The following is a 26,336-nucleotide window of genomic DNA, read 5'->3' on the forward strand; positions in this document are numbered from 1 at the left end:
TAACAAGTAGCAGCGCTTGAGCCAAAATAATTAGTAACCTATTTTATAAATAGTGGGATTTTACTAATTGACTGTTAAATAAGTAGTTTTTACGATAACTATACAGAACGTCGCCCACAGTTATATTAGTTAATGATGACCAAAAAATCTAGTCTTTTCTACGGATTCATCAACCATATTTTGTAAGAGAACTTATTACTATTGGTTATAAGACAACTAAAAACTGTGTGCAAAACTTAATGTGAAGTAGCTATTACCATGTTTGGCTGAAATAATTAATTTGAGCTTATCCCATCAAAGCCCTTATTTTTGATGTTAATAAAATGCTATATGACGCCCCATAAAAAAACCCACTAATTATTCATTAGTGAGTTTTTTATGATGATGATTAAATATTAATTACTTTTGGCTTCTATCAGTGCTTTTATACTGTCATTACCGTTTTTAGGAGTGTTGGCATTAGCAGTTGTGTTACTAGAATTTGTGCTATTAGCCGTACTCGGTGTCTTAGCTGCTGGTACTACTGGTGACTTTGGCCTAGCAGTTGGTGGTTTCGGTGTTGGCACTACTGGAGGTTTTGGGGGAGTGGTGTCAGCACCTGATGCAGGCTTTTTGTTATCCTGCTCAGCTTTGCTAGTAGCACTATCATCTTTCGTCGTCGTAACAGACGATGATTGCTCTTCGTTCACCACAGTACGCTGCTCATTAACAGACAAGGTGTCAGAGGTATCCGCTGACTGACGAATGCTTTCATTGCCATTTGTGTTGCTTTCTGCGGTCTCAGCAACTGGTTTTTTCTGACGTACTGGTACTTCACGCTTAGTCGGTTTTAAGTCAATAGAGCGAGTACGTTTGGTGCTCAAATCTTTCATTGGATCAGCACGCGTGTAGTTATCGATAATACCAACATATCGATTAATTTCTTCTGGTAACACACGCACATCAGCAGGTAATCTAAAGTCGATAAGCTTGGCTGCTCCAACCGCTTCCTGTGGACTACTCATCAGTCCATAAGTCAGCATATAACGCATCTGCTTTTCATCATCGAGATAACGGAAATAAGCAAATTTGTTACGGTCTTTGCGACCTTCTAGATAACTGATAATCACATCGTTTTCAGCGACATTCATTACCTGCACAGTCCATTTACCTTTATTGGCCAGCAAATACCCCTTGTCTTTGAATTCATCGGGATAATTACGCAAGTCTTGAATCGCTGCATCAAAACTGAGTGGCTGTACATCCGTATCTAGCTCATGCAACGATTCAATTTTTAAAGGTTGCTCAAGCTCAGTACTCAGCGTTTCCGGTGCGGATATTGGCGCATTTTCAATTTTAGCACCCATCGCTGGCGTTTGACTAAACATCCAAATCAGAGCCGTTAGTACGCCTAACAGCAAAGTCACTACCAGCCAGATCAATGCTTGACGTCGATAAGATTGGCTAGCGCTACGCGGCGTCGGTCTTGATGCTGCCATGGGAATATCCTTGGTAAAAATAAAATTGACTGCATTAAATAGATGCACAGGCCATTAGCATTACTGTGAATCAGCTCTTATAAGCGCTTAATTTTAGCATGCACTTATGAAGGCTGATTTTTTGATACATTATACGCTCTGTTGTGACAATACTTCTGTCAAAAGCTGGGCATCAAAATCATCGGTCAATACAGCTTTACCCAGTGATTTTAACAAAATAAGGCGAATTTGTCCTTGTTTCACTTTTTTATCATGCCCCATCAGATTTAAAGCAGTCTGTGTATCAATAGGTGGTGCGGTAGTGGGTAAATTTGCCAATGTTAAAATACGTTTAATACGAGCGACTTCCTCGACCGTTAACCAGCCAATTTTTTGTGACAGCTCGGCAGCTTGTAACATACCTGCAGCAACAGCCTCACCATGCAACCAATTACCATAGCCTTGATGCGTTTCAATCACATGACCAAAGGTATGACCAAAGTTCAACAACGCACGCACACCGGACTCTCTCTCATCTTGTGCAACCACATCCGCTTTATACTGACAACAACGCTTGACCGCCTCGCCAAGTACAGCCAAATCTAATGCCATCATTGCAGGTAAATTTTCCTCAAGCCAGGTCAAAAATGCCTCATCCATAATGAGCGCATATTTGATGACCTCAGCCAACCCTGCTGATAGTTCACGAGCAGGCAAAGTTTTGAGCGTACTCATATCAGCAAGCACCATTTGTGGCTGCCAAAAAGCGCCAATCATATTCTTACCCTGAGGATGATTGATACCCGTCTTGCCACCCACACTTGAATCCACTTGCGACAAAAGCGTCGTTGGAATCTGGATAAAATTTACCCCACGCATAAAGCTTGCTGCAGCAAAACCTGTCATGTCACCAATGACGCCACCACCCAACGCAATAAGCGTGACGTCTCGATTGAAATGCTCCGCCATCAATGCATCATAAATTTGGTTGATACTGGCTTGATTTTTATATTGTTCACCATCTGGCAGTACACAGACTCTAACCGTAAACTGCTCTGTCAACGCTTCTTCTAACGCAATTAGATACAAAGGCGCTACCGTCTCATTGGTGACAATCAGTACTTGGCGACCACTAATATATGGCGCTACCTGTTTTGCCATACTGCTATTATCTATCGCAGTGTTTTCAGTAATGACAATTGGATAGTCATGACTTTGCGTATGAACGGTCAAACCATCATGAAACAGTGGCATTGCCAACACTCCTTAAGCATTGTGAATGAGATGAAAGTCGCTAAATGTGAGTAATCATAATTGAGGTGCTATTGGTTTCTTATGACTTATGATTCATTTTCGTTATGTTCTGGCGTTATCGTCGCAGAGTTATTAAACGACGCTAATTGCTGTAAGAGCTGACTGACCATATGACGGGGATAAGTATGTCCGGTTGGCATAATAATATGGGCGACTTGACGATATAGTGGATCGCGTTTGCTATATAAGTCTTGCAGTATTTTTCTAGGATTAGGCTGCTGTAGTAATGGGCGTGATTTATCTTTAGCAGTACGGGCCATCTGCACATCAACGGGCGCATTTAAATAAACCACAATACCGCGTTGCTGTAAAAACGCTCTATTTTCAGCACACATAACGGCACCGCCACCAGTCGCTAATACGATTTGGTTTTTTTGGGTCAGCTCATCGATAGCCCGTGTCTCACGCTCACGAAAGCCTGCCTCACCTTCTTTAGCAAATATCCAAGCAATATCAGCGCCTGTTTGCGATTCAACATACCAATCACTATCTACAAAGGTGCGACCTAACTGCTTAGCAAGCAATTTACCGATAGTCGTCTTACCTGCTCCCATCGGTCCTACTAAAAACACCGATGGCAATTCCTCAACCATAATACTTACTCAGTTAAATTAGCTATCATACAACGTCATCGATATTCTGGCTAGTAATGAGGCTTTATTATTACCAGTAAAACTTGGCTAATAGTAAAAATAAGGCAAGAAAAAAGCAAGCTCTTAGGCTTGCTTTTTTCTTTTGTGAAATCACAAAGTATGAATTTTGCTTTACATACCTAATATCATCATTAATCTAAACGACTAACACCATCATTAATCAGTTTAGTGGTGATGAAAATCAATAACTCTTCTTTTTCATTACTACGGGTATCTTTGCGGAATAAGCGACCAACATAAGGCAGATCACCTAAGAATGGTACTTTTTCTACGCCGTCAGCGATACGGTTTTTGAAGACACCACCAAGTACAACTGTTTGACCATCTTCTACGATGATATTGGTCGTGATAGAATCTTCAGAAATGGCCACGGCGCCATTATAAACCGTTGGCGCGCCATTTTTGATGTTTAAGTTTAGACTGATTTTGCCATCAGGTGTGATGTTCGGTGTCGCCTCTAAACTAAGTGCAGCTTCTATAAAGCTAGTTGTGGTCGCACCACTTGCCGATGCTTCTTGATAGGCAATTTGCGTACCAGAAGAGATTTTGGCCGTTTGCTTATCTGCGGTCAAAATCTTAGGCGTAGAGATTACTTCACCACGATTATCCGCTTGCATGGCTGATAACTCAAGGTCTAGTGTATAACCTGACAAACCAAGCAAACCAAACGCAATACTACCAGCAGGATCAGAAACCCCAAGATCAACGTTTAAGTTATCAGGACGAGTAATATCGTATGAAACCGTACCAGCATCACTGTCTATGTCAAAATCTCTGAGATCCCATAAGGTTTGATCGCTACCACCAACCAATAAACTGCTGTTACTAGCAGCACCATCAGACAAGATACCCCAACTTACCCCAATTTCTTTACTGAAACTATCCGAAGCACTGACAATACGCGCTTCAATCATGACTTGACGAACTGGAACATCAATCTTTGCAATCAGTTTATGAATATTTTCAATACTATCAGCCACATCTTTGATAATTAAAGTATTGGTACGGTTATCTACCGTTACTGTACCACGGTTAGACAATAGACTATTACTATCACTAGAGTTGCCAGTATTGCTACCACCCGATGAGCCACTACCTTGAGAAATCAGCGTCAAAACATCTTGCGCTTTGGCATAGCTTAAACGAATGTACTCAGTGCGCAGTGGCGAATATGAGTCAACCGCTTGCTGTGCTTCAAGCTCTTTCGCTTCTTGCTCAGCCAGTTCAGTAGCAGGCGCTACCAAAATTACATTGCCGTTTTCACGCTTACCTAGATTCTTACTTTTTAAGATGATATCAAGCGCTTGATCCCACGGTACGTTGATAAGACGCAAAGTAATATTGCCAGAGACTGAATCATTAGCCACAATGTTCATTTCAGTAAACTGAGCTAGGATATCTAAGACACTGCGAATCTCAACGTCTTGGAATTCCATAGACAAAGGCTCACCACTATATACTCGCTCTTCAAGCGTCGGCTCACGTAATAATGCTGGCTTATTGATGCTAATATTTAGTTGATTGCCCGACTGATAGGCTTGATACTCATAATCTTCAGTCATATTGATAGTAATGACACCATTTTGACCTTGGTTTTTGGTATCAATACTATTAACAAGACCGCTATTAATATTCAGACGGCGTAATAAGTTTCTAGGCACTGTACTACCAGTTAGGTTTACTACCAATTTATTGCCTTGGCGTTGTACGTCAACTGGAATGGCCTCATTAGTCAGGGCGATACTGACGTTACCACCACCATCTTTTCCTGCTGCAAAATTAACTGCACTTAGGCCATCATAGCTATATTGCGTTCTTACTTGCGAAGCAGCAAGTTGTGGACTTAGCAGTGGGTTAACTCTGACAACCATCGTATCGGCTGGTACTTGATTTTTAGTCACAGTCTTATTGGCTGTATCAACAGCGGTATATGCGCTACTCGTCTCTACAATCGGTGTCGTTGTGATTGTATTATTAAGTACGTCTTGGACAGGGTCATTAGTCTTCCCTGAACGGCTAGGATCAGTAATGGTCAATACTAAATCATTACCGTCAATCGTCGTCGTATAAGTACCTGTCTGTTTTAAACCAACAATAAGGCGCGTGGTACTGTCACTACTTAAGGTAGTAACATCATTTACCATACCGATATTATATTCGCTAAAGCGGCTTGCAAGTCCATTTTGCACTTGTTCAAAATCTAGTACCAAGCGGCTAGGATCATCAAGCTGATAGGCTGCAGGTAATACTGGCACGCCTGCAAATCCTAAACGTATTTGCGTTACTGCTGGAGCAGTTTGTACCACAGAGACATTATTAATGCGCTGTGCAGCATGGGCACTGTTACTCACTGCTACCATGCTGATTGCCAATGCTGAAATGGCAAAAGCAGAAGTTACGCGGTTGCTCATCATCATTACCTTGTTATTGCGTACTGTCATTATTTATTCCTCAAAAATCTGCCGACTTAGCTTATAGGGGAAACCAGCGACTGGGGTTTTTCAACAAACCCTGCGCGGCTGTCTGGCACAATTTCAATCAAGTTAATCTGAGTCGGCGTGATTTCAACAATACGGCCGTCATTTACTCCAAGATAATCACCTACTTTAACGCTCGCGACTGAACCATCAGGACGTTGTATTAACGCATATCGCTGACCTTCAGGTGAAACAACGACGCCGCGAAAGACCAGTTGTGACAATTCATATTGCTCAAGTGGCTCTTTTACTCTGGTAATGTCAGGACGAACACCATCGATAGAAGTGCTAGGACCTTGTGTATTGACCAGACTAGGTGGCAAAAATGGGCTACGCTGTGCACTGGCGCTATAGACAAAGTCTTCTACAAGCTCAGCTTTGGGCGGTGGATCGATGGGCTTTGCAGGCTTATTACGGATGTCCGTCATTGCCTGCTCTGCCATACCAATACGATCAGCACATCCTGTCATTGATAAAACAGCAACACTTAAAGCCAGTAGCATAGGCAGTTTTTGAATAGTCATTAGTTGCCTCCTGCATTATCAGTAGTAGCGACCGTATCAACAGCCTCAGGATCAGCTTCTTTCGAGCGATACGTCTTTGTGTTCAGTACCAAATTAAGTTCTGGTAAGACATCTAAGGTTGGCTTCGGATTGCTGACTTCGAAATCGTGCATCGTAATGATTCGTGGTAGCGCTGCAAGACCACTGATAAAGCTGCCAAACTGATGAAACTCACCTAAAGCTGCGATACGAATAGGCTGCTCAATAAAGAACTCATTCTCAATTTCAGGTTCTACAGAAATATCTTGAAAGCGTATATTGCTGCCAACACCTGTCATATTGATACCCTCTACCAACTCTGACACACGAGTATCTTTTGGTAACTGATCCAATAAAGTATTGAACTCTGTTTCCATTTGAACAACTTGTGCTTTATATGCTTCTAAATGACGCGCACGTGATTCTTTTTCACGGTAGCTCTCAAGCAGCGTATTTTGCTGGCTTTCAGCAGCGGTTATCTCATCAATTTTGCTACTAATCGGTAGCGACCACGATAGTGCTGCTATAAGCGTGATGATAAGACCAATTACGGTGACTTTTACGGGTAGCGGCCAACTGCCGTAGTTGTCTGAATCTAACGATTCGAAACTGCGACGAAACTCCTGTAAATCAAACTGTTTCTTTGATTTCGAGGCAGTTTTTTTGGTTTTGATTAGGCTTTTTTTACGGCTAAGTTTCATAACTCACCTCCAGGCCCAGTACTGGCATCATCAGGTGCGGCGGTCTCCGACTGAACTTTAGTCGTTACCACAAACTGAACATAGCTGTCTTCAGGATAAACAGGACGAGAGCTCTCACCACTAGTGACGGTATTGTTAAGCACTGGTGCGGATTCATAAGCGCTAATATTCTGTTGAATGTTGCTCACTGCAGAATCACCCATCCACTTACTATTATCAAGATTTAGAATCAATCTTGATACAACATAAGGGTTATCAGCACGACCTGTTAAAGTAAGTGTGTCACCTTCACGTTTTAGATTGTTTAAATAAAGCGCAGGCGGCATAGCTTTAGCAAGATCGTCCCATAGACGTACAGGTACAGGACGTCGTCCTTGTAAGTCCTGAATAACCTGCATACGTGAGATAATATCTTCACGGCGCTGTTCTAAGCTATCAATTTCAACCAATGCCGTATCCAAAAGAACGTTTTCTTGTTCTATCAAGGCATTCGCATCACGCTGCTCAGCAAGTGCATTGTTAAAGTAGCTCCATGAAGCAAATGCAGCCAACAGGCTAAGCAAAATCACCGCAACTACCAACGTTATAAATTCTTTGTTGCGACGTTCGCGTTCTTCTTGTCGCCAGGGTAAGAGGTTAATACGAGCCATTAGTCGAAGCTCCTTAACGCAAGACCGCACGCGGCCATTAAGCTTGGTGCATCAATTGTTAATTGCTCATTATCAATATTTGGCGCAATAGTCATATTGGCAAAAGGATTAGCAATACTAACCGTCACACCCAGTTTTTGTTGTGCCATACCTGCAAGACCAGCGATAGAGCTGCTGCCACCAGCTAACACTACATGATCAATACTACTATATTGACTTGAGGAGAAATAAAACTGTAATGAGCGAGTGATTTGCTGAATGGTATTTTCCATAAAAGGAGTCAGCACATCGAGGTAGTAATCGTCAGGTAATGTACGCTCACGCTTACTAATCGCGGCCTCTTCAGCAGATAGTCCATAACGATTTTGTATCGCTTCTGTCAACTGAACACCACCAAACAACTGCTCACGACTGTATATGAATTCGCCATTTTTAGCGACATATAGAGTCGTTTGATTATGCCCAATGTCAACCAATGCAACCAGTTCTGGGTTACTTGGTAAGTTATCTACCATAAGCCCAAAAGCACGTTCAATGGCGTGAGACTCGATATCCATAACCTTAGTTTTCAAGCCACCAAAGGTTAATGCGTCAACTCGTTGGTCAACATTTTCCGAGCGAGATGCGGCAAGTAGCACTTGCACCATCTCATCACTTGCCAAAGAAGGACCTAAAACTTCAAAGTCCAAGTTAACGTCTTCTAACGGATAAGGCACGTATTGATCAGCATCTAAACGTATTTGAGCTTCACGCTCTACATCGTTTAACGTGGTATCCATGTCAATGATTTTGGTAATCACAGCTGACCCTGAGACTGCTGTAGCAGCGTCAGCACCAGTAACATGACAACGTTTAGCTAAGCTGGTAATCGTATTACCAACCGCTTCCGTATCTAAGAGAAGTTTATCGACGACTACACCTTCCGGCAGTCTCTCAATGCCATAAGATTTTAGATGAAACATGCCTTGTTGGCGCTGTATGTCAACCAACTTCACTGAAGTGGCACAGATATCCAGACCAATCAAATGTTGACTTTTGGAAGTAAATAGCCTCACAAACTCTATACCTTATATTAAGTGTACAATCTGATAGTTATTTGTAATAATTGAATACAATACTTTACTTAATAGATAGATTCAAGCATTTAAATAAGTTATTCAGTCTAACTTACACATTTATTATGACCTGCCTATTTTGTTCAAGGTATAATACATTATCTGTTGCAAATTTTAATTGATAAGTCTTCTTATGATCAAAAAAAATGCTACCGCCCGACTAATTCATTTTTTGGTAGGGCTTTTTGTCGCCTGTTTAGCATTAGCCGTTATCTTAGCCCTTGCTGTGCCTATCGGTTTTTACGGTATGGCGATGTATTTATCGCCAACGTTGCCTAGCACTCAAGAGATTAAGACGGCGAAGTTAGAAATGCCACTACAAATATATAGTAGTGATAACAAACTAATTGGTCAGTATGGCAATCGCTTATCACTACCGATTACTTTTGAAGATATTCCTGAAGACCTTACTCATGCCTTTCTAGCAGCAGAAGATGCCTCTTTTTTTCAACATAGTGGTATTAGCATCAAAGGTTTGGGGCGCGCCGTGACTGAAGCGGTTACCGATGATAACAGCCAAACAGGTGGCTCTACCATTACAATGCAAGTCGCCAAAAACTACTTTTTAAGTTCAGAACGTACTTTAAATCGTAAGTTAACTGAATTGTTCTTAGCGCGTAAGATTGAAGACGAGCTAAGCAAAAATGACATTCTGACGCTTTATGTCAACAAAATCTATTTAGGTGAGGGTGCCTACGGTGTCCGTGCCGCTGCCAAAAAATATTATAGTAAATCACTAGATAACCTCACTATTGCTGAGACGGCAATGTTAGCTGGTCTGCCAAAAGCACCGTCTAAATACAACCCTGTGGCCAATCCTGAACGTGCATTAACTCGCCGTAACTGGATTATCGGGCGTATGCATGAGTTAGGCTATATTACTAAAGCACAGCGTGATGAAGCGATCGCCTCTCCTATTGGTATTAACCTTTATAAAGAGAAGCTGGACGTCAATATGCCCTATTTGGCAGAAATGACGCGCTCTACTTTAGTTCAACGCTACGGCAAACAAGTCATGCAAAGTGGTTGGCGTGTGCGTCTTACGGTTGATAGTAAAGCACAAACAGATGCGGAAGCGGCAGTCCTCAAAGGTCTCGTTGCTTACGATCATCGCCATGGGTGGCGAGGTGCTGAAGCGAATGATGAACCGCTAGAAAACTTCCGTCGCTATAGCAATATGTCGCCCGCCAAAGTGACTAAGGTGAACTCTCGTAGTTTTGATGCCGTCATGCCTTCAGGTGAGAATGTAACCATTAATTGGTCAGGCATGCGCTGGGCAAGTAAATACATCTCTGCTAATCGTATTGGCTATGCTCCCAGCAATGCCAGCCAAATAGTCAATAAGAACGATATTATTCGCCTAATTCCAACTAGCAATGGTAATTGGCAGCTAGCGCAAGTGCCCAAAATCCAAAGCAGTCTAGTCTCATTGAACCCAGCGACTGGTGCCGTTAATGCTTTAGTTGGTGGCTTTGATTTTAATCATAGTAAGTTCAATAGAGCTTTACAAGGCTGGCGTCAACCAGGATCCATCATTAAACCACTTGTCTATACAGCGGCTCTAGAAAAAGGCTATCGTCCTGATACTATTGTTTCAGATAGTCCTATTCAAGTCGGTGAATGGAAACCTAAAAACTCCGATCAACGCTTCTTGGGTGATATCACTCTACGCCGTGGCCTTTATTTGTCTCGTAACCTAGTATCTATTCGTCTATTACAAGCCATTGGTATCGCTGATACCCGTAACTTATTAGATCAATTCGGCCTTGATAAAGAGAAGCTCCCAACCACTTTATCGTTAGCACTGGGTGCAGGGCAAGCAACACCTCTACAGATGGCAACTGCCTATGCAACTTTTGCCAATGGTGGCCATCGTGTACAACCCTATTTTATCGAACAAATTTATAATTATAGTAATAACCTATTATTTCAGGCGAACCCACAACAAGCATGTGCCAAATGCTTCAATAAAGATCTCGAAAAGCGTAATAAAGAGTCAATCGAAAATTATAATCAGTCGATTGAAGACGAGAGCAAAGCGGCCAACAGCGAAGTAATTGTTGCAGAACAAGATGTAGAAGATACTGAACAAAATGATAAAGCCATCGACTTAAGTGTCTATGATGCTAGCCCACAAGCGGATCGTTTAAAAGCACCTGCGGTTCAGTATGGATTGGCCAAACAAGCTCCTCGAATATTGAAACCAAGAGTTGCTTTTGATATGGCAGATATTTTGCGTGACGTTGTTCAGCGTGGTACAGCAGTACGTGCAAAAGCACTAGGACGCGATGATATTGGTGGAAAAACAGGTACTACTAACGATGCTAAAGATGCTTGGTTTGCAGGCTTCCACCCTACCAATGCAACGGTTGTATGGATGGGCTTTGATCAACCAACAACTATGGGTCGTCACGAATACGGTGGTGTAGCAGCATTACCTGTTTGGATGGACTTTATGAGAGCCCAGCTTAAAGATACGCCTCGTCAGTGGGTGCCTAATGATAAAGGTTTTACATCTACCAGACAAAAGAAAAAAACGGCAAGAACCAGTAAGGCTGACGACAATACATCTGAGAAACCAGTTTCTACGCAAACACAACAGCGGACGCAATTGTCATCTGAACCTGCTGCAGAATCAAATAACTCAAGATCAGAGAATCGCCGTAATAATGATGTCGTACCGCAAAATCCTCTCTCGGTGACACCAGTTGAAACGCTTCCACCGATGCCAGAGTAAACTATCTAAAATACTAACTGATGTTGAATATAAAAAAGCCTGTTTAGACAATTCTAAACAGGCTTTTTTATATCTGGAAATTATAGCAATGATCTCCTACTTCACGAAGCTTATCAGTCAGCTTTTCTATCAACACCAAACTTACACCACTCTACTGGTAGATTTTCTAAAACTCAACCATTCCAGCACGAAGCTGTTCAATCAGCTCTAAAAACTGCTGACGCCATTCACGTATTGTCGATTCATCTGGTAACCATTGGTTCGATAAAGTAACCACATTAACAATAAGATCCGACGACTGCTTAGTGTCGTTGCTTAATTGTTCATCAACGACTGTATCTGGTGGTACCGCATAAAGACAGCGCTGATAAGCACGCTCTATATTGGCCAAAAATCCTTGCTGCTGTAGCTGTTGCAGACGCTGAATCTCAGGAGATACTTGCGTACTTTCACTCAAGGCTCGTTCAATATCTGACAATGTTGGTGCTGGCATATTCAAATTATAGAAATAACCAAGCTCTTGAGTAAATGCAAGAAAAGCCCCGTATAGATGAAAAATAGCAGTCTCACAATGTGCTTGATACAACTGCTTATCGTTGGTACTTCCTGCTGATTGGCAAGAGAGACGGCAAAAATAAAGTTTTTGATTGGTTCGATCAGCTTGATACTTGGCAACGCGGGTTTTACCTGCCATTTTCTACTTATCCTTATATTAATCATAAATATGACCAGTGAAAAGAGACACCACTTATGATATGACTTCTTGAGTGTACTACTATAGTCAAAGAACTCTAAAATGGGTACAAAGCAGCCGACTGCAGATTGTACAAGTAGTACATCTATGGAGGGTAACGCCGTAGCGATTTAGTAGTTCACCGACAATAACTGGAGCAATCTTGCTAGAAAGTATATCAGCTAAAAAATAGCGGCGCTATATTAAGACTTATTAGCTTACTAGATATAGCATTAGGCCAATTATTCTCATTGCTTTGCTTATCTATAAACGTAAAAAAGCCAGCAACTTAGGCTGGCTTTTTTATTAAGCTAAGAATGAATCAAAAATGTCTAATACTATTAGTTATCTTGGTTCAGCTCTTGTGCAAAGGCTTCATCAAAGCTAGCAAAGTCTTTACTATCAGTGCTAGCAGTCATGTCAAACGCTGCATTAAGATCTTTATCTTGTAGCTTTTGATCCGCTTTCTCTTTACGTGCTTTATGATAAGCAAGACCAGTACCTGCAGGAATCAAGCGACCAACAACGACGTTTTCTTTCAGGCCACGTAACTCATCCACTTTACCAGTAACGGCAGCCGCAGTTAGTACACGTGTCGTTTCCTGGAATGACGCAGCTGAGATAAAGCTTTCTGTTGCCAGACTTGCTTTAGTGATACCCAGTAATTGACGCTCAAACTGTACTGGGAATTTATCTTCCGCTTCCAGTTTTTCATTCAATGCTTTGATATCAGCATACTCTGCTTGATCGCCTTTGAAGTGGTTTGAATCGCCGCCGTCAGTGATTTCAACTTTACGCAACATCTGGCGAATGATAACTTCGATGTGCTTATCGTTGATTTTTACACCCTGCAGACGATAAACGTCCTGTACTTCGTTAACGATATAATCAGCAAGTGCAGTTTGTCCTTTCAGACGCAAGATATCGTGTGGGTTTTGTGGACCATCAGCGATAACTTCACCACGTGCTACTGTCTCGTTTTCAAAGACGTTGATTTGACGCCATTTCGGGATTAGCTCTTCATGAATCTCACCATCTTCATTGGTGATGATAAAGCGATTCTTACCTTTAGTCTCTTTACCAAAGCTTACGACACCTGTCATTTCTGCCATGATCGCATGATCTTTTGGACGACGTGCTTCGAATAGATCGGCAACACGTGGTAGACCACCGGTAATATCTTTAGTTCCTGATGATGCCTGTGGTACACGACCTAGGATCGAACCAGCTGCTACTTTTTCACCATCGCTAACGCGAATGATAGTTTCAGCAGGTAAGAAGTAAACGACTTCTTTACCTTCATCAGTATTCAAGATAATAGCAGGACGTAAGTCTTTTGCTGAGCTTGAACGGTCACGAGTCGCTAGAATCTCAAATGAGCTCATACCAGTCGCATCATCAACTTTCACTGTTGCAGTCATACCATCAGTGATGTCACTGAAGCGTGCTGTACCAGCAAATTCTGTGATAATTGGATGCGTGTGCGGATCCCATTTAGCGATGGTCTGACCGCCTTCAACCTGATCTTCGTGTTTCACAAGAACGCTAGAACCATAAGGTACTTTATAACGTTCACGCTCACGGCCAAGATCATCGGTCAATGCAATTTCAGCTGAACGCGATACGATAACCAAATGGCCATCAGTATGTTGAACCGTTTTCATGTTTTCGAAATGCGCTTGACCAGCATTACGTACAGAGATGCTATTGTCCACAGATGCAGAGCTTGCAGCCCCACCCACGTGGAAAGTACGCATGGTTAACTGAGTACCAGGCTCACCGATAGACTGTGCAGCCATAACACCAACTGACTCGCCGATATTCACTTTATGACCACGAGCCAAATCACGGCCATAGCACTGTGAACAAACACCGTGCTCAACATTACAGGTAATAACTGAGCGTACCCAGATATCATCGATAGCGTTTTCGTCAAGCACATTAACCCAATGCTCATCGATCAACGTACCTGCTGGAATCAATACTTTATCAGCATCATCGTTATAATTCACATCACGTGCAGTGACACGACCAAGTACTAGCTCACCCAACTTCTCAATGATTTCGCCACCTTGAATATGTGGTTTCATGAGCAAGCCTTGCTCAGTACCACAGTCATCAGTGGTGATAACCAAATCCTGTGCAACATCAACCAAACGACGAGTCAGGTAACCTGAGTTAGCCGTTTTCAATGCCGTATCCGCTAGACCTTTACGTGCACCGTGAGTTGAGATGAAATACTGTAGTACGGTCAAACCTTCACGGAAGTTAGCTTTAATTGGGGTTTCGATGATAGAACCATCTGGCTTAGCCATCAAACCACGCATACCAGCCAACTGACGAATCTGTGCCGCACTACCACGAGCACCAGAGTCTGACATGATAAAGATAGAGTTGAACGATTTTTGCTCTTCTTCTTCACCTTTGGCATTCAAGATCTTATCTGTTGCCAAGTTATCCATCATCGCCTTAGCGACTTTATCATTGGTACGTGACCAGATATCAACTACTTTGTTATAACGCTCACCAGCAGTTACAAAGCCTTGCTCGAATTGATCTTCGATTTCGCGAACTTCGCCTTCTGCTACTTCGATGATTTGCTTCTTCAATGGTGGGATGACCATGTCATCAATACCAATAGACACACCAGACAATGTCGCTTGAGCAAAACCAAGATACATCAATTGGTCAGCAAACATGACACTTTCTTTAACGCCTACTTTACGGTAGCAAGAGTTAATCAGACGAGAGATGTTTTTCTTCGTCATTTCTTGGTTACATTCATCAAACGTCATACCTTTAGGCATGATGTTCCAGATAAGTAAACGACCAGCAACCGTATCTTTGATACTGATTTCTTTGGTTTGGTTACCCTCTTCATCAATATGCGTCTCAGTAACACGCACTTTGATTTTAGCGTTTACATGTAGATCGTTTGAACCAATCGCACGCAATGCTTCATTGACGGTAGCAAAAACCATGCTCTCGCCTTTAGCATTGATAGACGAGCGACTGATGTAATACAAGCCCAATACAACATCCTGTGATGGTACGATGATTGGATCACCGTTCGCAGGTGACAAGATGTTGTTGGTAGACATCATTAGCGCACGTGATTCTAACTGTGCTTCTAGCGTCAATGGCACGTGAACGGCCATTTGGTCACCATCAAAATCGGCGTTAAACGCGGTACAAACGAGTGGGTGCAATTGGATTGCTTTACCTTCGATTAGTACTGGCTCAAATGCCTGTAGACCCAAACGGTGAAGAGTTGGTGCACGGTTAAGAAGTACTGGATGCTCACGGATAACCATGGCCAGCATATCCCACACTTGTGGCTCTTCACGCTCTACCATCTTTTTGGCGGCTTTAATCGTTGTTGCCAAACCATGAGACAATAGCTTGTTATAAGTAAATGGCTTGAATAGTTCAAGAGCCATTTTCTTCGGTAGACCACACTGATGTAGACGTAGTGTTGGACCTACAACGATAACCGAACGACCAGAGTAATCGACACGCTTACCAAGTAAGTTTTGACGGAAACGACCTTGCTTACCTTTGATCATATCAGCCAAAGATTTCAATGGACGCTTATTACTACCAGTGATTGCACGACCGCGACGACCGTTATCTAACAATGCATCAACTGATTCTTGCAACATACGTTTTTCGTTACGTACGATGATATCAGGTGCACTAAGCTCAAGCAGACGCTTTAGACGGTTGTTACGGTTGATGACACGGCGATACAGATCGTTTAGATCCGAAGTCGCAAAACGGCCACCTTCTAGTGGTACTAGTGGGCGCAAATCTGGTGGTAGTACTGGCAAGATGTTCATTACCATCCACTCAGGCTTGTTATTAGAATCACGGAATGCTTCTAATAGCTTAAGACGCTTAGACATTTTTTTAAGCTTAGTCTCAGAACCTGTTTGCGGAATTGCTTCGCGCAGCTCATCAATCTCGATATCTAAATCGATATCTTTTAATAAGTCTTGAACGGCTTCAGCACCCATTTTGGCTGTAAATTCATCACCAAACTCTTCAAGGGCTTTGAAGTAATCTTCATCATCAAGCAACTGATATCTTTCTAAGCTAGTTAAACCAGGCTCAGTCACGATGTAGCTTTCAAAATATAGAACGCGTTCGATATCACGTAGCGTCATGTCTAACAATAGACCGATGCGGCTTGGTAATGATTTTAGGAACCAAATATGCGCAACTGGGCTAGCCAAGTCGATGTGGCCCATACGGTCACGACGAACTTTAGCAGTCGTAACTTCTACGCCACATTTTTCACAGATAACGCCTTGGAACTTACGGCGCTTGTACTTACCACATAAGCACTCAAAATCTTTTACTGGGCCAAAGATTTTGGCACAAAAAAGACCATCACGTTCAGGCTTGAACGTGCGATAGTTAATAGTTTCAGGCTTTTTCACTTCGCCATGTGACCATGACTTGATGACGTCAGGTGAGGCTAAAGTAATTTGAATGCTATCAAACTCTTGGTTACCGTTGCCGGTAGGGCTTTGCATGATATCGAGTAAATCTTTCAAGTTGCTTCTCCGTTATCTTTATAATCATCTGATAGCGTATAGTTGACGCAAATAAGATGAATGAAGGCAATGAATAGGGTTGAGACAAATCACTAAAAGCAGCAGCTATGCGCGTACTGCTTTTAGATTGACCACTAAGGATAATAATTAACTGAAGCTATGTTAAAGGTAGCCTCAGCCAGCCGTGCTTAATGGGTTTGCTTTAACTCAATATTAATACCCAATGATTTGATTTCTTTGGTCAGTACGTTGAACGATTCAGGCATACCTGGATCCATATACTGCTCACCATCAACGATGTTTTTATACATACGTGTACGGCCTTCAACGTCATCCGACTTCACAGTCAGCATTTCCTGCAACGTGTAAGTCGCACCATAAGCTTCTAGTGCCCAGACTTCCATCTCACCGAAACGCTGACCACCAAACTGAGCTTTACCGCCCAATGGCTGCTGCGTGACTAGTGAGTAAGAACCTGTAGAACGTGCATGCATTTTGTCATCAACCAAATGGTTAAGTTTGAGCATGTACATATAACCAACGGTCACTTTACGGTCAAACTTCTGACCAGTACGACCATCATACAATGTCTGCTGACCATCACGGTCCATACCAGCAAGCTCTAGCAAGTCTTTGACTTGGCTCTCTCTTGCACCATCAAACACTGCAGTACCCATTGGTACACCGCCGCGTAAGTTGTCTGATAATGCCATGATGTCATCATCACTCAAGCTATCAAGATCGACTTGCTCGCCACCTACTTGGTTATAGATTTTGTCTAAGAAACCACGTAGTTCTTTGATCGCTGCTTGAGATTTGAGCATACCATCGATTTTCTCGCCCAAACCTTTGGCTGCCATACCCAAATGCGTCTCTAGAACCTGACCGATGTTCATACGAGATGGTACACCAAGTGGGTTCAATACGATGTCAACGGTATTACCATTTTCATCATAAGGCATATCTTCGACTGGCATGATGCGTGATACCACACCTTTGTTACCATGACGACCAGCCATTTTATCACCAGGCTGAATACGACGCTTAACCGCTAGATAAACTTTAACGATTTTTTGGACACCATGTTGTAAATCATCACCAGCGGTCAATTTGCGTTTTTTCTCAGCAAATTTCACATCGATGTCTTTTTGCTTATCAACTAAGTACTCAGCGATTTGCGTTAGACGCTCAGAGATTTCTTCTTCAACTGGCTGAATATCAAGCAAGGTCTCAAGGCTCATATCTTTCATATCAGCCAAGGCCATAACCGTACCAGCTTTTAGACCAGAACCACCACTGACTTTTTGGCCATCTAATAGATTACCAATACGACCACGTGCTGCTTCTTCAAAAATACGTAGCTCTTCTTTTAAATCTTTACGATAGCTATCAAGCTGTGATTTTTCAATCGCTTTTGCACGTGCATCTTTTTCGACACCATCACGAGTAAAGACTTGTACGTCGATAACCGTACCTTTGCTTGATGTAGGAACACGTAGAGACGTGTCTTTTACATCAGCTGCTTTTTCACCAAAGATAGCCCGGAGCAATTTCTCTTCTGGCGTTAGTTGCGTTTCACCTTTTGGCGTCACTTTACCAACTAGGATATCACCAGCGTCAACTTCAGCACCGATATAGACGATACCTGCTTCGTCAAGACTTGATAGTGCTGCTTCGCCAACGTTTGGAATATCAGCAGTAATCTCTTCTGTACCCAATTTGGTATCACGTGCCACACACGTCAATTCTTGAATATGAATAGTAGTGAAACGATCTTCTTTAACCACTTTTTCAGATAGCAAGATCGAATCTTCGAAGTTGTAACCATTCCACGGCATAAATGCGATGCGGATGTTCTGACCTAGTGCTAGCTCACCAAGATCCGTTGACGGACCATCAGCTAAGATATCACCCAAAGCAATCTCGTCACCTTGGTTAACGATGATACGTTGGTTGATACAAGTGTTTTGGTTAGAGCGCGTGTATTTAACTAAGTTATAAATATCGATACCCGCTTCACCAGCAGTCATCTCGTCTTCGTTTACACGAACAACGATACGTGATGCATCAACATCTTCAATCACACCGCCACGCTTAGCGATCACACAAACACCAGAATCACGAGCAACGTAACGCTCCATACCAGTACCTACTAACGGCTTATCAGCACGTAGCGTAGGAACAGCCTGACGCTGCATGTTCGAGCCCATCAAGGCACGGTTAGCATCATCATGCTCTAGGAACGGAATCAAACCTGCTGCTACCGATACTACCTGACTTGGCGACACATCCATATGCGTCACTTTTTCTGGCGGCATACGGACGAATTCACCATAGCTACGCACACTGACCATCTCGTCACTTAGTGCACCATCTTCAGTCAATGGTGAATCAGCCTGTGCAATGACCGTACCGACTTCTTCAATGGCAGATAGATATTCAATGATATCCGTTACTTTACCATCAACCACACGGCGATATGGCGTTTCTAAGAAGCCAAAGCTGTTGGTTTTAGCAAATGTTGCCAATGAGTTAATAAGACCAATGTTTGGACCTTCAGGAGTCTCAATCGGGCATACACGGCCATAATGGGTATCATGTACGTCACGTACTTCAAAGCCTGCACGTTCACGAGTTAGACCACCGGGTCCTAGTGCTGATACACGGCGTTTATGGGTAACTTCAGACAATGGATTGTTCTGATCCATAAACTGTGACAACTGGCTTGAACCAAAGAATTCTTTAACCGCAGCCGCTACTGGCTTTGAGTTAATCAAATCTTGTGGTGACAAGTTATCAGATTCCGCTGAGCTCAAACGCTCTTTGACCGCACGCTCTACACGTACTAGACCAACACGGAACTGGTTTTCTGCCATTTCGCCGACTGAACGAATACGACGGTTACCTAAGTGATCGATATCATCGACTTCACCGCGACCGTTACGAATCTCAATCAATTCTTTTAATACGTTCACGATGTCAGCATTGGTCAGGACACTACGTGCACGCTGAATATCTGGATCATCTGTATTATCAAAATCTAACCCTAGACGACGGTTAAACTTCATGCGGCCAACGTTTGACAAGTCATAACGATCTGCATTGAAGAACATGCTTTCGAACAGTTTTTCAGCAGTCTCAACCGTTGGTGGCTCACCTGGACGCATCACTTTATAGATTTCGATCAATGCTTCTTCACGGCTTGATGTGCTATCAGCGCGTAGCGTGTCAGCAATATAACTACCCTGATCGATATCATTGGTGAATAGAATACTGAATTCTTTGATAGATTCACTGGCTTCAAACGCACTTAATTTAACCAATAATTCATGGTCAATTAAGGTGTTAGCACGAGCGATAACTTCATCATTAACCACAATATCTTCGGCTAAGATACGCTCATATAAATATTCATCAGGCACAGCAATTTTCGTCATACCAGCTTCTTCAAGCTGACGGATACGACGTGCATTGATACGTTTGCCCTGCTCTACGATAACGTCACCTTCAGGCGACACGATATCAAACTGAGCCATCTCACCGCGCAAGCGATCAGCAACCAGATCAATCTCAAACGTCTCTTCGCCTTTATACACAGCTACTTTATCAAAGAAAAGATCTAAGATTTCAGAAGTGGTCAGACCTAGTGCACGTAGAATGATTGAAGCAAGTAGCTTACGACGACGGTCAATACGAGCAAATACTAGATCTTTTGCATCAAATTCAAAATCTAACCATGAACCACGGTAAGGAATGATACGTGCGTTATAAAGCACTTTGCCACTTGAATGCGACTTACCTTTATCATGGTCAAAGAATACACCAGGTGAACGATGTAGCTGTGATACGATAACACGCTCTGTACCATTGATAATAAAGGTACCGTTAGCCGTCATTAATGGCATTTCGCCCATATAGACGCTTTGCTCACGGATATCTTTGATCGCAGCTTTGCTGTCTTTATCTTTGCTATCTTTGTCTTTGATGATCAAACGGATTTTGACACGCATCGGCGCAGCAAATGTTGAACCACGTAAGATACACTCACGCTCATCAAATTCAGGCGTGCCTAAATAGTACTCAACAAATTGTAACTCAGCATTACCAGAGTGACTCTCAATTGGGAAAATAGAGGAATACGCAGCTTGCAAACCAGTATTCTCACGAGCTTTTGGCTTTTTGTGCTCTTGCAAAAATTGCTCGTAAGAATCTACTTGAATAGACAATAAGTAGGGAATGTCCATCACAGTGGGCAATTCAGCAAAACTTTTGCGAATACGCTTTTTTTCAGTATAAGAATATGCCATCGAGAGTCCTTACAGTAAACGTGGAAACAAATTAAAATCGAGGCCATGATGCATAGATATTATGTATCTTGGCGACGTAAACGATAATATAAAACGGGTGTTCGTGTTCAGTTCATGTCTTTTGGTCAACTACTACTTTACTAATCAATGCTTATTTAGCACACTTCATTCAATCTTGGAATTGGTGTCTAGGTCAGTCTATATGCCTACTCAAACTGACAATTTCAATATCATATAATCTACAATACATTGCCCTTATGGCTCAATTTACAAATACACTTAGAATATCTTGTACTGCGGTTTAAAATTCATCATCAAAACTGTTATCGTCGCTGATATATACCGTCTACGAGCCTACATACTGACAGTAAAATCATTCTATATGGATAACCTAAGATCAATAGCTTTTCAGAAATAACAATAATCGGGGTAACTATAACTTTCAGAATCAGTATAAACTATAGTGTTAATAGGAAAGCATGCAGACACAAAAAAATGCCAAACATCTACGGACGTTTAGCTCATATTAACTGATTTTAATAACTGGCATGTGTGCTTGCATGTATATCGTCTGTCCTTTTGATGGGTATCCACCGTGTTGTTGCATACGTATGTTGGCAGACACAAAAGGTCAAGCTACGAATTATAGTAAAAAAAAGCTGGCAATGCAAGGCATTACCAGCTTTTTTTCGTACAGCTGTTAAACTTATTTTAGTTCAACAGTTGCGCCAGCTTCTTCAAGTTTCTTTTTCAACTCTTCAGCTTCAGCTTTGTTAACGCCTTCTTTGATTGGAGCTGGAGCGCTTTCAACCAAATCTTTCGCTTCTTTCAGGCCAAGACCAGTAGCTTCACGTACGGCTTTAATTACGCCAACTTTCTTCTCGCCAAAGCTGGCAAGAACTACGTCAAACTCGTCTTTTTCTTCAGCAGCAGCAGCAGGGCCAGCAGCAGCAGGTGCAGCAGCAACAGCAGCTGTTACGCCGAATTTTTCTTCCATAGCGCTGATTAATTCAACGATATCCATTACTGACATTTCAGCGATTGCGTTTAACACATCATCTTTAGATAGTGCCATGAGAACTCTCCGTTATCTGATAAAAATTAATTGATTTTAATATCGCTTGGATTGCTTGCCAAATTTTCAAATAGTGTTGGCAATAAAGTGCAATCAACGATGTCAAAGTTACGTTAAAACAAGCAATTAAGCAGCTTCTTTTGCGTCTTTGATTGCTGCGACAGTGCGAACGAACTTGCCAGGAACTGCGTTCATAGTCTGGACAAGCTTGGTCACTGGTGCATTCATAGTAGCCATCAAGATAGAGAGTGCTTCGTCGCGAGTTGGTAGCTTCGATACGCGCTCTAGCTCTTCTGGACCATAAACAACACCACCAACTGATACCAATTTGGTCTCTAAAGCTTTGTTTTCTTTGCTGAAGTCGAAAACGACTCTAGCAGCAGAACCCAAGTCTTCCATAGAGAAAGCCAAAAGTAGTGGACCAGTCATACGGTCTGACATGCTCTCAAACTTAGTGCCTTCAAAAGCGCGTCTTGCTAGTGTATTTTTTACCACTTTTAAAACAACGCCTTTTTCACGGGCTTGTTCGCGTAGCTTAGTAAGCTTTGCAACACCAATACCATGATATTCGGCAGCTACTGCTGAGTAAGCATTAGCAGCAACTTCAGACACTTCAGCCACAACTTGTTGTTTTTGCTCTAGCGTTAATGCCATAAGTTGACTCCTTTAATCTTATCAATCTGCTCAGTATTTTAATTCTTAAAAACCGAAATTTTCAATTATTAAACGACTAAATTAGACTGACTTGATACGACACGTTACTTCTAAACTCTATAGCAATAGATTTTATTAGTAACGACTGATTACGGCACCGTTATCAGAATGACATCAAGTGATAGATTGAACTATCGGCTCTTATCAACAACTGGGTGGATCACCGTCTGCGTAGGACAACTGAGATTTTCATCTGTAGTCGATTAAAAAAAGCAGCTTGTTATCATATTTAACCATTCGAAAATTGCTATCTATGACGCTAAACCACTCTCTACCTACGGTCTTAGACAGCGTAGCATATGCTACGCTGACCTAATTTTTTAGAATTTGTTTGTACTCATTATTCAATAATATTTGAAGAGTGAATACTTAATTATTTAGCAGTGCGATAAGGAACAGCATCAATAGTGATACCTGGACCCATAGTGCTAGACAAGGTGATTTTCTTAATGAAAGTACCTTTAGAAGTAGCAGGCTTAGCACGTTTTAGATCTGTGATTAGTGCTTCAGCATTTTGAATAACTTGCTCAGCAGTGAAACCAACTTGACCAATAGTAGTATGAATAATACCTGCTTTGTCTACACGATACTGTGCTTGACCAGCTTTAGCATTTTTCACAGCTTCAGCAACGTTTGGCGTTACTGTACCAACTTTCGGGTTAGGCATTAGGCCACGTGGACCTAGGATAGTACCTAATTGACCAACAACACGCATTGCATCAGGAGCAGCAATAACGATATCAAAGTCCATGTTACCGGCTTTGATTTGCTCTGCTAGGTCTTCAAAACCAACGATATCTGCACCAGCTTCTTTGGCGGCTTCAGCAGCAGCGCCTTGAGCGAATACAGCAACGCGTTTGGTTTTACCAGTACCAGCAGGTAAGTTAGTAGCGCCACGAACCACTTGATCAGATTTACGTGGGTCAACGCCCAAGTTGATCGCGATATCAATAGACTCTTTGAATTTTAGCGCAGGCAAATCGTTTAAGATTTGAACGGCTTCTTCCATAGTGTAGTGTTTTTCGTTATCAATACGGCTTTGGATTTCTTTTTGACGTTTGGTTAGCTTGCTCATTTACACACCCTCCACGGTAATACCCATTGAACGTGCAGTACCAGCGATGGTACGAACAGCAGCGTCAAGATCAGCAGCAGTTAAATCTTTATCTTTAGTCTTAACGATTTCTTCTAACTGTGCGCGGTCAACTTTACCGACTTTAGCAGTGTTAGGTGTACCTGAACCTTTAGCAACGCCAGCAGCCTTACGTAGTAAGTATGAAGCTGGTGGTGACTTCATGATGAAGGTAAAAGACTTATCGCTATATACAGTGATCTCAGTAGGAATCGGTAGACCCGGCTCTTGGTTTGAGGTCGCAGCGTTAAATTCTTTACAGAACGCCATGATGTTCACGCCTTTTTGACCCAATGCTGGACCAATCGGTGGTGAAGGATTTGCTTTGCCTGCAGGCACTTGCAGTTTGATGTAACCATCAATCTTCTTAGCCATGATACTCTCCTAAATGGGTAATAACGCCAAATCAAACTGATATATACATATCCGATTGACTAATAGCTCCCCGGTTGATGAATTTTTTGTGGGTTTAGTCTAGCTTCTCAACTTTACTAAACTCAAGCTCAACCTGAGTCGGTCGATTAAATACGTTTACTGTCAAATGTAGTTTAGACTTCTCGTAATCGACCTTTTCAACCATTCCCTTAAAGTCAGTGAATGGACCGTCGATAACCAATAACTCCTCGCCTGGCTCAAATAGAGTCTTAGGACGTGGATCAGTTTCGGTTTGGTTCAAACGGTTTAAGATACGATCTGCTTCTACTTGCGTAATCGGTGCTGGTGTTTCAGGCGTACCGCCGATGAAACCCATAATACGTGGACACTCTTTAACGATGTGCCAAGTATTGTCATTCATTTCCATCTGGATCAAAACATATCCTGGAAAGAATTTACGCTCACTCTTACGCTTTTTGCCGTCTTTCATTTCGACGACTTCTTCAGTAGGAACCAATACGTCACCGAATGATTCAGCGAAGTCACTACGATTGATACGATCAGTTAATGAACGCTGTACTTGCTTTTCATATCCTGAAAACGCTTGGACAATATACCAACGCATGTCACGCTCCTAATCGTTATAAGTAAAATGTTGAGTTACAATATTTAAGTTAGAGCGAATCGTAATACACGATAGTGTGCTCAACTTCAAACATTTAACCGATAAATATGCCAACGAACCAATTGAAAAAATTATCTAACAGCCAAACAAAAAGCCCAGCAATACCAATCACGACAATAACTTGCCATGTGTATTGAAAGGTTTCGTCTTTACCTGGCCATGTTACTCGGCGTAGCTCAACAGCGGCATCTTTTAATAATATTTTAAAAGCGCGGCCTTGATGCGTTAATGCCAAGCATACTAATGCAAATACAATAAGAGCGACAATGATACTAATACGTACCCAAACATCATTAGCAGGTTGCCAATAGCCAGGTAAATACTGGTTGACCAGAGTCGCGCTAATTAAAACTGCTGCAGCAAGTAGCCACAAGATCAAATCTTTGATTGAGCCAGTCTTAGCAACTTCAACAGCAGAAGTATTGACCGCTGAGATATGCTTATCTTTAGACAGCATTCCACCAGCAACCGCCTTGGCATCAGATAACTTAGTCTCGAGGTTATCTTGATTATTGCTCATAAAGAACTCGCTTCGGAGATGGTGGGGTACAACAAAGATGTGATAAGAAGATGGCAGGCGATGTAGGACTCGAACCTACAACCCTCGGTTTTGGAGACCGATGCTCTACCAATTGAGCCAATCGCCTATGGGTGTAAAGGACAGCATTATACAATATTGAGCATAAAATGCAAGCCTTTAGCGGTAAAATTGTTACTTTTACCTAGTTTTCTCTTATCTAGCATACCTACTCTATTAACTAGCCGTTTAATTAGGCTGATAATGTGAGTACCTGATAAGAAGCTGCGTTAATATATCAAGCTATACTGCAGATTACAATAGTCTAGAATAGAAATAAATTAATTCTGTATGCAATCGATTCTATCTAGAATTTCAATCCTATGATAGCTATGTTCATATATGACTACCCCAGTAGCTTTCTTTGCTTATAATCACCCATAAAAAAAGCCGTTCTCAATAAAGAGAACGACTTTTGACTAACAAGTTAAATACTAGGATCAGTATTAAACGTTAACGTTAGCAACAACACCAGCGCCTACAGTACGGCCGCCTTCACGAATAGCGAAGCGAAGACCTTTGTCCATAGCGAT

18 protein-coding genes, 1 tRNA gene and 1 pseudogene are annotated in these 26,336 nt (G+C 42.1%); 1 reads left to right on the forward strand and 19 read right to left on the reverse strand.

The features are described 5' to 3' along the window. Positions 1–395: 395 nt before the first annotated feature. The 8 genes from I6E83_RS12140 to I6E83_RS12175 all read right to left on the reverse strand — a co-directional run bounded on the left by I6E83_RS12140 (position 396) and on the right by I6E83_RS12175 (position 8,849). Entirely contained in the window at positions 396–1,478 is a 1,083-nt protein-coding gene (locus I6E83_RS12140; RefSeq protein WP_197102247.1) for a hypothetical protein, read from the reverse strand. 129 nt (positions 1,479–1,607) lie between these two features. Continuing rightward, positions 1,608–2,711 carry a 3-dehydroquinate synthase gene (gene aroB / locus I6E83_RS12145; protein WP_197102248.1) on the reverse strand — a complete coding sequence of 368 codons (1,104 nt, stop codon included), beginning with the start codon at positions 2,709–2,711 and terminating at the stop codon, positions 1,608–1,610. Positions 2,712–2,797: 86 nt separating this feature from the next. After that, positions 2,798–3,364, reverse strand: a complete 567-nt coding sequence (aroK, locus tag I6E83_RS12150) for a shikimate kinase AroK (protein WP_197102250.1) — start codon at positions 3,362–3,364, stop codon at positions 2,798–2,800. A 191-nt stretch (positions 3,365–3,555) separates the two neighbouring features. Next, on the reverse strand, positions 3,556–5,865 hold the full coding sequence (pilQ, locus tag I6E83_RS12155; RefSeq protein ID WP_197102252.1) for a type IV pilus secretin PilQ: 2,310 nt from the start codon (positions 5,863–5,865) through the stop codon (positions 3,556–3,558). A 26-nt stretch (positions 5,866–5,891) separates the two neighbouring features. Then, the gene (locus tag I6E83_RS12160; RefSeq protein ID WP_110924105.1) at positions 5,892–6,425 is read right to left on the reverse strand and encodes a pilus assembly protein PilP; all 534 of its coding nucleotides are present in this window, start codon (positions 6,423–6,425) and stop codon (positions 5,892–5,894) included. Further along, entirely contained in the window at positions 6,425–7,144 is a 720-nt protein-coding gene (locus I6E83_RS12165) for a type 4a pilus biogenesis protein PilO (protein WP_197102254.1), read from the reverse strand. The genes I6E83_RS12160 and I6E83_RS12165 overlap by 1 nt, the downstream gene beginning before the upstream one ends. Beyond that, positions 7,141–7,794 (reverse strand): PilN domain-containing protein, encoded by a 654-nt coding sequence (locus I6E83_RS12170; RefSeq protein ID WP_197102256.1) that lies wholly within the window; start codon positions 7,792–7,794, stop codon positions 7,141–7,143. Before I6E83_RS12170 ends, I6E83_RS12165 begins: the two co-directional genes overlap by 4 nt. After that, positions 7,794–8,849 carry a pilus assembly protein PilM gene (locus tag I6E83_RS12175; RefSeq protein ID WP_197102257.1) on the reverse strand — a complete coding sequence of 352 codons (1,056 nt, stop codon included), beginning with the start codon at positions 8,847–8,849 and terminating at the stop codon, positions 7,794–7,796. The genes I6E83_RS12170 and I6E83_RS12175 overlap by 1 nt, the downstream gene beginning before the upstream one ends. Before the next feature lie 193 nt (positions 8,850–9,042). Between I6E83_RS12175 and I6E83_RS12180 the strand changes: the two genes are divergently transcribed. Further along, positions 9,043–11,646, forward strand: coding sequence for a penicillin-binding protein 1A (locus I6E83_RS12180; protein WP_197102258.1), 2,604 nt, complete (start codon positions 9,043–9,045; stop codon positions 11,644–11,646). A 166-nt stretch (positions 11,647–11,812) separates the two neighbouring features. Here I6E83_RS12180 and I6E83_RS12185 read toward each other — a convergent pair whose 3' ends face one another. From I6E83_RS12185 to I6E83_RS12235, 11 genes and pseudogenes are all read right to left on the reverse strand, one after another. Further along, positions 11,813–12,340, reverse strand: coding sequence for a DUF6586 family protein (locus I6E83_RS12185; protein WP_197102259.1), 528 nt, complete (start codon positions 12,338–12,340; stop codon positions 11,813–11,815). A gap of 380 nt (positions 12,341–12,720) precedes the next feature. Further along, complete coding sequence (gene rpoC / locus I6E83_RS12190; RefSeq protein ID WP_110924111.1) at positions 12,721–16,938, reverse strand: DNA-directed RNA polymerase subunit beta'; 4,218 nt, start codon at positions 16,936–16,938, stop codon at positions 12,721–12,723. A 188-nt stretch (positions 16,939–17,126) separates the two neighbouring features. Further along, positions 17,127–21,245, reverse strand: coding sequence for a DNA-directed RNA polymerase subunit beta (rpoB, locus tag I6E83_RS12195; RefSeq protein WP_197102260.1), 4,119 nt, complete (start codon positions 21,243–21,245; stop codon positions 17,127–17,129). Between the two features lie 706 nt (positions 21,246–21,951). Next, a complete protein-coding gene (rplL, locus tag I6E83_RS12200; protein ID WP_197102261.1) occupies positions 21,952–22,320 on the reverse strand; it encodes a 50S ribosomal protein L7/L12 in 369 nt (122 codons plus the stop codon). Positions 22,321–22,446: 126 nt separating this feature from the next. Further along, a complete protein-coding gene (gene rplJ / locus I6E83_RS12205; protein WP_110924113.1) occupies positions 22,447–22,974 on the reverse strand; it encodes a 50S ribosomal protein L10 in 528 nt (175 codons plus the stop codon). Positions 22,975–23,407: 433 nt separating this feature from the next. After that, positions 23,408–24,109, reverse strand: coding sequence for a 50S ribosomal protein L1 (gene rplA / locus I6E83_RS12210; RefSeq protein WP_197102262.1), 702 nt, complete (start codon positions 24,107–24,109; stop codon positions 23,408–23,410). Beyond that, on the reverse strand, positions 24,110–24,541 hold the full coding sequence (rplK, locus tag I6E83_RS12215) for a 50S ribosomal protein L11 (RefSeq protein ID WP_110924115.1): 432 nt from the start codon (positions 24,539–24,541) through the stop codon (positions 24,110–24,112). It abuts the gene before it with no gap. Positions 24,542–24,635: 94 nt separating this feature from the next. Further along, positions 24,636–25,166: a transcription termination/antitermination protein NusG gene (gene nusG / locus I6E83_RS12220; RefSeq protein ID WP_110924116.1), complete on the reverse strand. Its 531-nt coding sequence runs from the start codon at positions 25,164–25,166 to the stop codon at positions 24,636–24,638. A gap of 94 nt (positions 25,167–25,260) precedes the next feature. After that, complete coding sequence (gene secE / locus I6E83_RS12225) at positions 25,261–25,746, reverse strand: preprotein translocase subunit SecE (protein WP_110924117.1); 486 nt, start codon at positions 25,744–25,746, stop codon at positions 25,261–25,263. A gap of 51 nt (positions 25,747–25,797) precedes the next feature. Beyond that, a tRNA-Trp gene (locus I6E83_RS12230) sits at positions 25,798–25,873 on the reverse strand. A gap of 376 nt (positions 25,874–26,249) precedes the next feature. Further along, positions 26,250–26,336 (reverse strand): annotated as a pseudogene (locus I6E83_RS12235) (elongation factor Tu); the annotation flags it as partial.

It is taken from the genome of Psychrobacter sp. SZ93C1 (genome assembly GCF_015864635.1).
Classification (GTDB): Bacteria; Pseudomonadota; Gammaproteobacteria; order Pseudomonadales; family Moraxellaceae; genus Psychrobacter; species Psychrobacter fozii.